The sequence below is a fragment of the Pseudomonas eucalypticola genome (assembly GCF_013374995.1).
In the GTDB taxonomy this organism is placed as follows: domain Bacteria; phylum Pseudomonadota; class Gammaproteobacteria; order Pseudomonadales; family Pseudomonadaceae; genus Aquipseudomonas; species Aquipseudomonas eucalypticola.
Map to the genome: position 1 here is coordinate 3944662 of NZ_CP056030.1, position 13774 is coordinate 3958435.

At 65.1% G+C, this 13774-nt stretch carries 9 protein-coding genes; 7 read left to right on the top strand and 2 right to left on the bottom strand.

What is annotated here, in order from left to right:
• The first annotated feature begins 77 nt into the window (after positions 1–77).
• The 5 genes from HWQ56_RS17435 (at position 78) to glcF (ending at position 6594) form a co-directional block, all read left to right on the top strand.
• Positions 78–1889, top strand: coding sequence for an ABC transporter ATP-binding protein (locus tag HWQ56_RS17435; protein WP_176571292.1), 1812 nt, complete (start codon positions 78–80; stop codon positions 1887–1889).
• An 80-nt stretch (positions 1890–1969) separates the two neighbouring features.
• On the top strand, positions 1970–2743 hold the full coding sequence (locus tag HWQ56_RS17440; RefSeq protein ID WP_176571293.1) for an ABC transporter ATP-binding protein: 774 nt from the start codon (positions 1970–1972) through the stop codon (positions 2741–2743).
• Positions 2744–2822: 79 nt separating this feature from the next.
• Positions 2823–4322, top strand: a complete 1500-nt coding sequence (gene glcD / locus HWQ56_RS17445) for a glycolate oxidase subunit GlcD (RefSeq protein WP_176571294.1) — start codon at positions 2823–2825, stop codon at positions 4320–4322.
• Positions 4322–5365, top strand: coding sequence for a glycolate oxidase subunit GlcE (glcE, locus tag HWQ56_RS17450; protein ID WP_176571295.1), 1044 nt, complete (start codon positions 4322–4324; stop codon positions 5363–5365). The genes glcD and glcE overlap by 1 nt, the downstream gene beginning before the upstream one ends.
• A 2-nt stretch (positions 5366–5367) precedes the next feature.
• A complete protein-coding gene (gene glcF / locus HWQ56_RS17455) occupies positions 5368–6594 on the top strand; it encodes a glycolate oxidase subunit GlcF (RefSeq protein WP_176571296.1) in 1227 nt (408 codons plus the stop codon).
• A 240-nt stretch (positions 6595–6834) separates the two neighbouring features.
• Here glcF and HWQ56_RS17460 read toward each other — a convergent pair whose 3' ends face one another.
• Positions 6835–7710, bottom strand: a complete 876-nt coding sequence (locus HWQ56_RS17460) for a DMT family transporter (RefSeq protein ID WP_245217773.1) — start codon at positions 7708–7710, stop codon at positions 6835–6837.
• A 358-nt stretch (positions 7711–8068) separates the two neighbouring features.
• On the opposite strand from HWQ56_RS17460, the gene HWQ56_RS17465 reads away from it, so the two are divergent.
• Together HWQ56_RS17465 and HWQ56_RS17470 are read left to right on the top strand one after the other, a co-directional pair.
• On the top strand, positions 8069–10120 hold the full coding sequence (locus HWQ56_RS17465) for a TonB-dependent receptor family protein (RefSeq protein WP_176571297.1): 2052 nt from the start codon (positions 8069–8071) through the stop codon (positions 10118–10120).
• Between the two features lie 16 nt (positions 10121–10136).
• Positions 10137–11540, top strand: a complete 1404-nt coding sequence (locus HWQ56_RS17470) for an LLM class flavin-dependent oxidoreductase (RefSeq protein ID WP_176571298.1) — start codon at positions 10137–10139, stop codon at positions 11538–11540.
• A gap of 13 nt (positions 11541–11553) precedes the next feature.
• On the opposite strand, the gene glgB is transcribed toward HWQ56_RS17470, so the two are convergent.
• The gene (gene glgB, locus HWQ56_RS17475) at positions 11554–13773 is read right to left on the bottom strand and encodes a 1,4-alpha-glucan branching protein GlgB (RefSeq protein WP_158157311.1); all 2220 of its coding nucleotides are present in this window, start codon (positions 13771–13773) and stop codon (positions 11554–11556) included.
• Position 13774 lies beyond the last annotated feature (1 nt).

Sequence of the window (13774 nt, forward strand, 5' to 3'; positions counted from 1 at the left end):
GGTGCCAGCAAGGATTGGCTGAATGGACGCTTGAACTGGCACAATGGCCAGCCACCCGCCCCGGACAACGCCCGACCATGCCTTTGTTCAACCGCCTCAGCACCTTCAGCGTCCAGGCAGGGCGTGCCGTGACATTGGTATGGGGCACCTCGCGCCTGCTGTTCATCGGCCTGATCGTGGCTACCCTGGCCGCTGGTGTACTGCCGGCCTTGGCTGCGTGGATCGGCCAACGCATCGTCGATGCGGTGGTGCAGGCCATGCAAGTGCACGCCAGCGGCGCCCAGGCGCCGGTGTGGCCAGTGCTGCGCTACGTGCTGGCCGAAGCCGGGGTGCTGGCCTTGCTGGCCGCGGCCCAACGGGGCTTGTCGGTGCAACAGGCATTGTTGCGGGTGCAACTGGGCCAGAAGGTCAACCTGCTGATCCTGGAAAAAGCCCAGACCCTGTCCATGCTGCAATTCGAGGACTCGGCGTTCTACGACAAGCTGGTGCGGGTGCGCCGCGACGCGTCCACCCGCCCCCTGGGGCTGGTGACCAAGGGCCTGGGGCTGGTGCAGAACCTCATCTCGCTGATCAGCTTTGCGGTGCTGCTGGTGCATTTCTCGCCCTGGGCCCTGGCCATCCTGGTGCTGGGCGCCCTGCCGGTGTTTTTTGCCGAGGCGCATTTTTCCGGGGACGCTTTCCGCCTGTTCAAGCGCCGCGCGCCCGAGACCCGCCAGCAGGGCTACCTGGAAGCGCTGCTGTCCCAGGAAGCCCATGCCAAGGAGGTCAAGCTGTTCGGCCTGGCACCGTTGCTGCTGCAACGCTACCGTGACAATTTCAGCCGCCTGTATGCCGAAGACCGCCGCCTGACCCTGCGCCGCGACGGCTGGGGCTTCGCCCTGGGGCTGCTGGGCACGGCCGCGTTCTACCTGGCCTATGCCTGGGTGGTGCTGGACACTGTCCAGGGCCGTACGACCCTGGGCCAGATGACCATGTACCTGGTGCTGTTCAAGCAGGGCCAGAGTGCTATCACCGCCAGCCTCGCGGCCATTGCCGGGCTGTACGAAGATGGCCTGTACCTGTCCGACCTTTACGAATACCTGGCGCATGAGGGTGTGCAACCCCGGGGCCACCTCACGGCAGGCGTCCGGCCGGGTGACGGGCTGCGCTGCGAAAACCTGGGCTTTCGCTACCCGGACGCGTCCCGGGACACCCTCAGTGCCATCGACTTGCACCTGGCACCGGGCAAAAGCCTGGCCCTGGTGGGCGAAAACGGTTCGGGCAAGACCACCTTGATCAAGCTGCTGACGCGCCTGTACACGCCCGGCCAGGGCCGCATCCTGCTCGATGGCAGCGACCTGCAGGACTGGGACGAGCAGGCCCTGCACCAGCGCATCGGGGTCATTTTCCAGGACTACATCCGCTACCAGATGACCGTTGGCGAGAACCTCGGCGTGGGTGACGTCACGGCTTTCGATGACCGCGAGCGCTGGTCCGAGGCGGCGGCGCAAGGTATCGCGGCCGAGTTCATCGAGCGCCTGAGCGAGGGTTATGGCACGCAACTGGGCCGCTGGTTCGTGGGCGGCCAGGAACTGTCTGGTGGCCAATGGCAGAAAGTGGCTCTGTCGCGGGCCTACATGCGCCGTGATGCCGACATCCTCATCCTCGACGAACCCACCGCTGCCCTGGACGCGGGCGCCGAAGCGGCAGTATTCGAGCATTTCCGCGAGTACGCCAAGGGCCGCATGACTCTGCTGATCTCCCACCGTTTTTCCAGCGTGCGCAGCGCCGACCATATCATCGTGCTGGACCAGGGCCGCATTGCCGAACAGGGCAACCACGAGCAACTGATCGCAGGCGGCGGCCGCTACGCCGAACTGTTCGACATTCAGGCGCAAGGTTACCGGTAGGCCGGGGATGCGGGCCGATTGCAATCGCGGTGGCTGATTGCTTCAATGTCGGCCACCTTGAACACGCACTAAGGGCCACCATGATCGAGTTGAACCAGGTTACCGCCTTCCAGCAGGAAAACCGTGTCTTCGACCAGCTGTCGCTGCACATCGGCTACAACGAGCGGGTCGCTATCCTCGGCCCCAACGGTGCCGGCAAAAGTACCCTGCTGAAGCTGATCAACCGCGAGCTCTACCCAGTGGAGCGGCCCGGCAGCTATTTGCGCCTGTTCGGCCATGAAACCTTCAACCTGTGGGACCTGCGCGCCAAGATCGGCTTCGTGTCCCAGGACATGCAGGAAGACTACACCCCCTACACGTCGGCCCTGGACGTGGTGATCTCCGGCTTCTTCGGCGCCATGGGCACCCACGCCCACCTGCGCCCCGACGCCGAGCAGACCGCCCGCGCCCGCGAACTGCTGGGCCAGCTGGGCATGCAGATCGATGAGCAGCGCATGTTCCAGCGCTTGTCCACCGGCCAGAAACGCCGCCTGCTGCTGGCCCGCGCCCTCGTGCACAATCCCCGCGCGCTGATCCTCGACGAACCCACCGCCGGCCTGGACATGGGCGCCAGCATGAGCCTGCTGAGCCTGATGCGCGACTTCTGCCACGATGACCGCGCCATGATCATCACCACCCACCACATCGATGAAATCATTCCCGAGATCGAGCGCGTGGTGCTGATCCAGCAGGGGCAAGTGATCGCCGATGGGCCCAAGGCGCAGGTGCTGACCAGCGAGCGGCTGTCCGAGTTGTACCAGACGTCGTTGCAGGTGAGTGAGCAGGGTGGGTGGTATCGGTGTTGGCATGGGTGAATATTAGAAAGCGCCGACTGGACGCCAGGCTGCAGACGGTCTAAGTATCAAGGCAACCCTAAAAACAAGAAGCCTGGCCATGAACATTCTCCACGACGATCGGCTGGACGGCGCCCTGCCCGCGGTCGACAAGCAGGGCTTGATCAATGCCCTGACCACGGCACTCCCGGCCCTTGACCTGCTGTACCGCGCCGAGGACCTCAAGCCCTATGAGTGCGATGGGCTGTCCGCCTACCGCACCACGCCGCTGCTGGTGGCACTGCCCCGCCATCTGGAGGAAGTTCAGACGCTGTTGCGTATCTGCCACCAGCGCCAGGTGCCCGTGGTGCCCCGTGGCGCGGGTACTGGCTTGTCCGGCGGCGCGTTGCCGCTGGCCCAGGGCGTGCTGCTGGTGATGGCACGGTTCAATCAGATCCTCGACATCGACCCCTGCGCCCGTACCGCCCGTGTACAGCCAGGGGTGCGCAACCTGGCCATCTCCCAGGCGGCGGCCCCCCATGGCCTGTATTACGCCCCTGACCCGTCGTCGCAGATCGCCTGCTCCATCGGCGGCAACGTCGCCGAAAACGCCGGCGGCGTGCACTGCCTCAAGTATGGCTTGACCGTGCACAACCTGGTCAAGCTTCAGGTCCTGACGGTCGACGGCGAGCCGTTGACCCTGGGCAGTGACGCCCTCGACAGCCCGGGGTTCGACCTGCTGGCGTTGTTCACCGGTTCCGAAGGCCTGCTGGGGGTGGTGACCGAAGTCACCGTCAGGCTGCTCCCCCGCCCGCACGTGGCCAAGGTGCTGCTGGCGGCCTTCGACTCGGTGGAAAAAGCCGGCCAGGCGGTGGCCAACATCATCGCCGCGGGGATCATTCCCGGTGGCCTTGAGATGATGGACAACCTGGCCATTCGCGCCGCCGAAGACTTCATCCACGCGGGCTACCCGGTAGACGCCGAGGCCATTTTGCTGTGCGAACTGGACGGCGTCGAAGCGGATGTGCATGAAGACTGCGAGCGTGTGCGGCAGATCCTCGACGCCGCCGGGGCCACCGAGGTCCGTCAGGCCCGCGACGAGGCCGAGCGCGTGCGCTTCTGGGCCGGGCGCAAGAATGCCTTTCCGGCCGTGGGGCGGCTGTCACCGGACTACTACTGCATGGACGGCACCATCCCGCGCCGGGAGCTGGCCGCAGTACTCAAGGGCATCGCCGCGCTGTCGGCGGAATACCAATTGCGGGTGGCCAATGTGTTCCATGCCGGGGACGGCAACATGCACCCGTTGATCCTGTTCGACGCCAACCTGCCCGGCGAGCTGGAGCGGGCCGAGGCCCTGGGCGGCAAGATCCTGGAGATGTGCGTGGCGGTGGGCGGCAGCATCACCGGCGAACATGGCGTGGGCCGCGAGAAAATCAACCAGATGTGCAGCCAGTTCAACGCCGAGGAACTGACCCTGTTCCACGCCGTGAAGGCCGCCTTCGACCCCGGCGGCCTGCTCAACCCCGGCAAGAACATCCCCACCCTGCACCGCTGCGCCGAGTTCGGCGCCATGCACATTCACCACGGCCAGGTACCCTTCCCTGAACTGGAGCGTTTCTGATGAGCCTGGACACGTTGCTCGATGGCGTGCACCAGGCCATCGCCAGTAAAACACCGCTGCGCCTTCATGGCGGTGACACCAAGGCCTTTTTGGGCCGGCCCACCGCTGGCACGCCGCTGGATACCCGGGCCTGGCGCGGTATCGTCAGCTATGACCCTACGGAACTGGTGGTGACGGTGCGAGCCGGCACGCCGGTAAGCGAGTTGCTGGCCACCCTGGACGAGGCAGGGCAAGCATTGCCGTGCGAGCCACCGGACTTCAACGGCAGGGCCACCGTGGGCGGCATGGTCGCCGCCGGCCTGGCCGGGCCACGACGGCCCTGGAGCGGCGCGGTACGCGATTTCGTCCTCGGCACGCGGGTCATCACGGGGTTGGGCCAGCACCTGCGCTTTGGTGGCGAGGTGATGAAAAATGTTGCCGGCTATGACCTGTCACGGCTCCTGGCCGGTAGCTTCGGCAGCCTGGGGCTGATCACCGACGTATCGCTGAAAGTCCTGCCCAAACCACGCTGCAGCGCCAGCCTGGTGCTGGACATCGGCCCTGCAGACGCCTTGCAGCGCCTGACCGAATGGGGCCAGCAGGCATTGCCCATCAGCGGCGCGTGCCATGACGGCCAGGTGCTGCACCTGCGCCTGGAGGGCGGTGAAGCCAACGTCGCCGCGGCCAGCGACCGCTTGGGCTGCCGCAGCGCCGATGCCGGGTTCTGGCGCGACCTGCGCGAGCATCGCTTGCCCTTCTTCGCCGATCCGCGCCCCCTGTGGCGCCTGTCGCTACCCTTCAACGTAGACCTGCTGGACCTGCCCGGTGAGCAGTTGCTGGACTGGGGCGGCGCCCAGCGCTGGCTGAAATCCGACGTCGAGGCCGATCACCTCCGCGCCCGGGTCAGCGCCCTGGGCGGCCATGCCACCTGCTTTACGCCCGGGGTGCTGGATTGTCCCTTCCAGCCGCTGGCCCCGGCGTTGCTGCGCTATCAGCGCCAGCTCAAGGCACGCCTCGACCCCCACGGCCTGTTCAACCCTGGCCGCCTGTACCCGGAGCTCTGACCATGCAAACCCACCTCAGCGATCAGGCCCGGCTATTGCCACGCGCCGCCGAAGCGGAGAAAGTCCTGCGCAGTTGCGTGCACTGTGGTTTCTGCAACGCCACCTGCCCTACCTATCAACTGTTGGGCGATGAGCTGGATGGCCCCCGCGGGCGCATCTACCTGATGAAGGAAATGCTCGAAGGCGCGCCCATCACCGCCGCCACCCAGACCCACCTGGACCGCTGCCTGAGTTGCCGCAACTGCGAGAGCACCTGCCCTTCGGGCGTGCAATACCATACTTTGCTGGACATTGGCCGCGACTACCTGGAACAGCAGGTACCCCGCTCCCTGGGCAGCCGGCTGCTGCGTGGCACCCTGCGGGCCGTGGTGCCGCACGCGGGATTGTTTAGCGCCCTGACCCAGGCTGGGCAACGGCTGCGCCCGCTGTTGCCCGGTAGCCTGCAGGCCAAACTGCCGCGCCAGCCGCGCGCTGCCGGGGAACGCCCGGCACCGCGGCATGCACGGCGCATGCTGGTCCTGGAAGGCTGCGTGCAACCGGGCTTCTCGCCCAACACCAACGCCGCTGCCGCGCGGGTACTCGACCGCCTCGGCATCAGCCTGGTGGCGACGCCCCAGGCAGGGTGCTGTGGTGCCGTGGACTATCACATGAATGCCCAGGGCACGGGCCTGGACAGGGCGCGGCGCAATATCGACGCCTGGTGGCCGGCCATCGAGGCCGGGGCCGAAGCCATCGTGCAGACGGCCAGCGGCTGCGGCGCATTCATCAAGGAATACGGCGCACTGCTCAAGGACGACCCGCACTATGGCGCCAAGGCGCAGCGGGTCAGCGCCCTGGCCAAAGATCTGGTAGAAGTGCTGCGCGAAGCGCCCCTTGAAGGGCTGGCCGTGCACAGCGACCAGCGCCTGGCGTTTCACTGTCCGTGCACACTGCAGCATGCCCAGAAGCTGGGTGGCGCGGTGGAGGGCGTGCTGGCGCGGCTGGGCTTTACTCTCAGTGCCGTGCCCGACGGGCATCTGTGTTGTGGTTCGGCGGGCACCTACTCAATCACCCAGCCGACCCTGTCGAAACAACTGCGCGACCACCGCCTCAATGCCCTGGAAACCGGCAAGCCGGATGTCATCGTCACCGCCAACATCGGCTGCCAGACCCACCTGGACGGCGCCGGGCGCACACCGGTGCGGCACTGGATCGAACTGGTGGACGAAGCCTGCCAGACGCCCCTGTAGCAGCGGACCTGGCCGCGTCGGCGGTGCATGCGGTGTACCTGAAGCTGCGCGGTGCGAGTGACGCGGCCGGGTCCGCTGCTACGCCGGTCCGTGTACGCCGGTCCAGGTAGCAGCGGACCTGGCCGCGTTGGCGGTGCACGCGGTGTACCTGAAGCGGCGCGGTGCGAGTGACGCGGCCGGGTCCGCTGCTACGCTGGTCCGTGTAACGGCGGACCTGGCCGGGTCGGCGGTATGCGGGGGTCAGGCAGGCGCTGCCACCTTGGCTACTTTCGGAGGGCGGGTGCCCAGCCAGGAGGCCAGCACGATCAGCGCCCCGCCGCACCACGAGACCAGCGTCAATTGCTCACCCAGCCACATCACCGCGAAGCACGCGCCAAACAACGGTTCGGCTCCCATCAGCAGTGACGTACGGCTCGGGCTGGTGTGGCGCAGGGCGAAGTTCTGGGCGAAGAACGCAAACAGCGTGCAGAACAGCACCAGGTAAACCGTCTGACTCCAGAACGCCAGGTGGAGCGGCAAGGCCGGCACACCACCGGTCGTCACCAGCAGGATAGCCAGGGTGCCGAAGCCCACCACGCCGACCTGCACCGCCGTCAGCGCCAGCGCCGGCACCTGGGTGCCCAGTTGCAACTTGCGCGTGGTGCACACCATCAGCGCGCGCAGCAACGCCGCCAGCAGAATCAGCCAGTCGCCCGGGTTCAACACCACATCACGGGCCCCGGTCAGCATCAGCGCCCCCAGCAACGACAGGCCCGCATAGCCGAAAGTCTCACCCCTGGGCCGCTGGCCAAACATCGCCCATTCCACCAAGGGCGTGAGCACCACGCACAGGCTGATCAGAAAAGCGGCGTTACTGGCCGTGGTCATCGCCACGCCGTAGGTCTCCGCCAGGAAGATCGACAGCAGGATGCTCCCCATCATCACCCCCGGCTTCAACGCCGCCCGCACGTGCCCGCGCAACCAGGGCAGCAACAGCACAAACGTCAACAGAAAGCGCACGCTGAGAAACCCCAGTACCGGGTAGAACACCAGCGCGCTCTTGGCCACGCCATAGCTGGTACCCCAGATCAACGCCACCATCAGCAGCATCAGTTCGGCCATTCGCAGTTTCGACATTATCAGACGCCTCTGAGCAGGAAGGCCGGATTATCACCAAGGCCTTTGCCGAGTATTAGCCCGCCTGCCCGGACAACAGTTGTGCGCCGGGTGAACCAATCCCGCCGGCAGACCACTGTTGGGCGGCCAACAGTGGTTGGACAAACTGGCCGCACAACCTCCAGTACCAGCCCGTGAAACCCGCGAAAAACCGCTCTGGCACAGGTGGTACGGCTTTTGCTCCTGACCTGCCAGAGCCAGACTATTCACATAGATGCTCCTCACAGACATTGGACTCTCAGGGGTATTGATATTGAACACGAATGACCGGGCTCGCCCTAGCGCCCGCAGGCCTCACGCACGCACACTTTCCCTGGCCATGGCCGTCAGCACTGGGCTGGCGTTGCTCAACAACGTCCAGGCTGCCACCGACACCAGCCTCGACACCGTCGTCGTCACCGGCCACGCCCAGACCGACACCCAGGCCGATAGGGAACGCCTCAACCAGGTGGCCGGCGCCACCCATGTGGTGGACAACAAGGAAGTGGAAAAGGGCCGCGCCGCCACTGCCGAAGACGTCCTGGCGTTCCAGCCGGGCGTCTATGCCCAGGCCACCAGTGGCCAGAGCGCGGCCAAGGTGTCGATTCGCGGGTCGGGCATCAACGCCTTCTACGGCGGGTACGCGCTGGGCATCAAGTACCTGTATGACGGCATCCCCGTGACCGGCCCCGGGGGTACCCAGGAAGACCTGCTGGACATGGCCGCCGTCGACCACACCGAAGTGCTGTCGGGCGCCAATGCCTTCGAATACAGCGCCCTTACCCTGGGTGGCGCCATCAACATGGTGACCCACACAGGCTACACCTCGCCGGGGAACTACGTACGCCTGGAAGGCGGCAGCTTCGGCTACAGGAAAGAACAGCTGAGCACCGGCGGCGTGGTCGGCGACAGTGATTACTACCTGTCGATCCTGCACAACGAACGCAAGGGCTACCAGGACGACTCGGCCAACCACGGCAATGACGTGGTGGGCAACTTCGGCCACCTCTTCAACGACAAACTGGAAACGCGCTTCACCTTCCGCTACCGCGACGAAGACAACACCAACGCCAGCACCCTGACCAAATACCAGATCAAGCACGACCCCACCGCCAACAATTACCGCTGGGTGCGCAAGAAGCCCGGCACCACCCTGCTGGGCAGCACCACCACCTATACCTTCGACGACAACTCCAAGCTGGAGGTGGGCCTGGGCTACCACCATTACACCTTGACCGACGGCCTGCACTACTACGCCAACCCTGGCCAATGGGACTCCACCGACCTGTCCACCTCGCTGCGATACCTGCGCAAGGGCGACACGCTGTTCGGCCTGCCGAGCAACACCACCCTGAGCTTCAGCAGCACCGTGCTGATGCCTGGCAACGAGCGGGTGCGCAATCCCGATACCTGGGCGCTGGTGCAGAAGAACAACTTCACTGGCTCGCGAGACACCGTGTTCTCCCTAGGCAACGACCTGCAACTGACCGACCGTACCTGGCTGACCACGGGGTTGTCGCTGGCCAACACCCAGCGCGATGTGCGCGTGACCTATGCCACCAACGCCAATACCAGCGAGTTCCCCAGCGAGGTCAACTACAACGACTGGAACCTGGCCCCGCGGATCGGCATTCGCTATGCGCTGACCCCGGACGTGCAACTGTTCGGTAACGTCAGCCGCTCCATAGACCCACCGGTGACCTGGTACTACTCCTCGGGGCCGGTCAGCAACCCCTACGTGCAGCCGCTGCATGCGCAGAAAGCCAACACGGTGGAACTGGGGGTTCGCGGCAGCCAGGATATCTTCGACGGCAGCTTCACGGTGTACCGTTCGTGGGTGCAGGGCGAGTTGCTGTCAGCGGTGATCGCCGATGCCACCGCCACCTCCAACGAGATCGTCTCCAACACCAACGCCTCACCCACCATTCACCAGGGCGTCGAGGCAGGCCTGAGCACGCTGCTGTGGACAGGCCGGAACGGCAGCACGGTGAAGTGGCGCCAAGCCTACACGGTCAACGACTTCTACTTCCGCCACGACGCCACCTTCGGCGGCAACCAACTGCCGGGTCTGCCACGCCAGGTTTACCAGAGTGCCCTGCAGTACCAGCACCCCAGCGGCTGGTATGGCGAGGTCAACCTCAACCATGCCTCCAGCTACTACGTGGACTTCGCCAACACCGTGAAAGCCCCGGAGTACACCATTTTCGGCGCCAAGGTCGGCTACGAAGCGCCGAGCAAGCGCTGGAGCGTATTCCTGGACGCCCGCAACCTGACCGACAAGCACTACGTGACCGCCTCCAAGACCTCTTACGACCTCAAGGGCGTGGACTCGGACAATTTCTACGTGGGTGACGGCTTTGGCGTCACCACGGGCGTGTCCTACCGCTTCTGACCACCGGACTGTTTCCATGACCCTGAAAAAACTGCACGTCAACCTGTTCGAAATGAACTGCGTCAGCCACATCACCCATGGCCTGTGGGTGCACCCGGACAACAACCGCCACCGTTTCAATGACCTGGACTACTGGACGGAACTGGCACAACTGCTGGAAGCCGGCGGCTTCGATGCGGTCTTCCTTGCCGATGTGATCGGTACTTACGATGTGTTCCGCAACGGGCCCGAAACGGCGCTGCGCGAAGGCATGCAAATCCCCAGCAACGACCCCATGCTGGTGATCCCGGCCATGGCCGCGGTCACACGCCACCTGGGGTTCGGGGTGACCTTCTCCACCACCTACGAACCGCCCTTCGCCTTTGCCCGGCGCATGAGCACCCTGGACCACCTGACCAAAGGGCGCGTGGGCTGGAACATCGTCACCTCCTACCTGCCCAACGCCGCGCGCAACTTTGGCCATGACGACGAGGTGCGCCATGACCAGCGCTACGAGATCGCCGACGAATACCTGGATGTGCTGTACAAACTGTGGGAAGGCAGCTGGGACGACGACGCGGTGGTCCAGGACCGGGAGAACCGGGTCTACACAGACCCGACCAAGGTGCGCTATATCGACCATGTGGGCGACTACTACAAGGTGGCCGGCCCGCACTTGTGCCAGCCGTCGCGCCAGCGCACGCCGGTGCTGTTCCAGGCCACCGGTTCGCCGGCGGGTATCGAGTTCGCCGGCCGCCATGCCGAGGTGGTGTTCACCGGCGGCAAGAGCCACGAGACCATCCGCCGCAACATCCAGACCATGCGCGACAAGGCTGTTGCCCATGGCCGCGAGCCAGATAGCATCAAATTTGTGGTCATGGCCTCGATCATCACCGGGCGCACCGACGAGGAAGTGGCGCAAAAACTGCACGCGTACGGGCAACTCCTGAGCGTCGAGGGGTCCATGGCCCATTTCCAACTGCCGGTGGACCTCCTGGCCTACCCTCGCGAGGAGGTGGTGGCCAACATCATCCGCCGAGAGAGACTCGCCTCACTGTTTCTCGACTACTTTCCACCGGACGAAACCGTAGGCCAGGCCCTGGACCGGATGGGCAGCCTGGACCAGGGGTACTTTTTCGTGGCAGGCACGCCACAAGTGGTCGCCGACCGCATTGAACAGTGGCTGGATGAGGATGGCATCGACGGTATCAACCTGCGCCAATTCATGTCCTTCGAGACAGCGCGCGATTTCATCGAACTGGTGGTACCGGAATTGCGCAGGCGCGGACGTTACCGACACGCGTACGAGCCGGGGGAAACCTTGCGCGAGCGGCTGTTCGGCGCAGGCCAGGCGAAGCTGCCGGGCAACCACTTCGCCAGCCGCTACCGGGACCCGCAGGCGTTGAAACAGCCCGCAGCCCCGTTGCGATTCGACGGCTAACAGCGGACCCGAGCTACTGCACAGGCCGCAAGATGAGTACTGCCAGCGGTGGCAGGTTCAGTGACAGCGAGAGCGGCTGGCCATGGCTATGCACCGGTTCGGTCGCCACCGCGCCACCGTTGCCGTAGTTGGAACCGGCGTAGATCTCAGCGTCACTGTTGAGCACCTCTTCCCAGCGCTCGGCGAAGGGCACGCCAACGCGATACCCTTCGCGCGGGACTGGCGTGAAGTTGGCCACCACCAGCAGCGGCTCGCCTGCCTTGCTCCAGCGCAACCAGGCGAACACGCTGTTGGCCGCGTCATCGCCAATCAACCACTGGAAGCCTTGGGGCACGCAGTCCTGGTCATGCAGCGCGGGCGCTTCGCGGTACAGACGGTTGAGGTCGCCCACCAGCTTCTGCACGCCCAGGTGGTCGGACTGCTTGAGCAGGTACCAGTCCAGTTCGCTGTCATGGTTCCACTCGCGCCATTGGCCGAACTCGCAGCCCATGAACAACAGTTTCTTGCCGGGGTGCGCCCACATGAACGTCAGGTAGGCACGCAGGTTGGCGAATTTCTGCCAGCGGTCGCCGGGCATCTTGTCGATCAGCGAGTGCTTGCCGTGCACCACCTCGTCGTGGGAGATGGGCAAGATGAAGCGTTCGGAATAGGCGTAGATCAACCCGAAACTCAACTCGTTGTGGTGATGGGTGCGGTGGATCGGGTCGTTCTGGATGTAGTGAAGCGTGTCGTGCATCCAGCCCATGTTCCATTTGTAGGCAAAGCCCAGGCCGCCCTGCTGGGTGGGTTGGCTGACGCCCGGCCAGGCGGTGGATTCCTCGGCGATGACCAGCGCACCCGGCGCCTCCAGGGCCACCACATCGTTGAGGTGACGCAGGAAATCGATGGCTTCCAGGTTCTCGCGGCCACCGTAGCGGTTGGGAATCCATTCGCCCGCCTTGCGCGAATAGTCGCGGTACAACATCGAGGCCACCGCATCCACGCGCAGCCCGTCGACGTGGAAATGCTTGAGCCAGTGCAGCGCCGAGGCCAGCATGAAGCCGTGCACTTCGGTGCGGCCCAGATTGTAGATCAGCGTATCCCAATCCTGGTGGAAGCCTTCCAGCGGGTTGTCGTATTCATACAGGGCGGTGCCGTCGAAACGGGCCAGGCCGTGGGTATCGGTGGGGAAATGCGCCGGCACCCAGTCCAGGATCACGCCAATGCCGCCCTGGTGGCAACGGTCGATGAAGGCGGCGAAATCATCCGGGCTGCCATAACGCGCCGAGGGCGCGAACTGCGACAGCGGCTGATAACCCCACGAACCACCGAACGGGTGTTCCATGATCGGCATGAGTTCGATGTGGGTGAAGCCCAGTTGCTGTACATAAGGCACCAGGCGGTCGGCCAGTTCGTGCCAATTATAGTTGCGCACCTCGCCTTCTTCGTTGATCTCGCATTGCCAGGAACCGGCGTGCAGTTCGTAGATCGACAACGGCTTGTTCAACCCGTGGTGTTCGCCGCGTGCCTGCATCCAGGCCTCGTCGCCCCAGGCATGGCTGAGCGGCTGGGCCACCTTGGACGCGGTGGACGGCGGCAGTTCGGTGCGCAGGGCAACGGGGTCGGCCTTGAGCGGCAGGACACCGTCGTGGCTGAGCACTTCGTACTTGTAGGTCTCGCCCGGTTGCAGACGCGGCACGAAGATCTCCCACACGCCTGATGGGTGGCGCAGGCGCATGGGGTGGCGGCGGCCGTCCCAGATGTTGAAGTCCCCCACCACCGACACCCGCCGCGCATTTGGCGCCCACACGGAAAAGCGCACGCCGGGCACCCCGTCGACGTTCACGCACTGGGCGCCCAAGGCGCTGCTGAGGTCACGGTGGTTGCCTTCGGCGAACAGGTACAGGTCCATCTCACCCAGCAGCTCACCAAAGCTGTAGGGGTCTTCGCTGATCTGCTCGCCACCGGCCCATTGCACCTTCAGCAGGTACGGGCGCTGGTCGGGGAATTGGCCGACGAACAGCCCCGGCACCTCGCCCTGTTCCAGGGAGCCGCGCTCTTGCTGGGTGTCTTTGTCCAGCACCTGCACGCTGAGCGCCGTGGGCAGGTACGCACGAATATATTGCCCACCCGCCCCATCGGCGTGCGGGCCCAGTACCGAAAACGGGTCGCGGTGGTCGGCGCGGATCAGCGCCTCAATGTCCGCCTTCGGCGGGAAAGCCCCGACCTTGCCCTGTTCCTTGTGCGCGTTCATT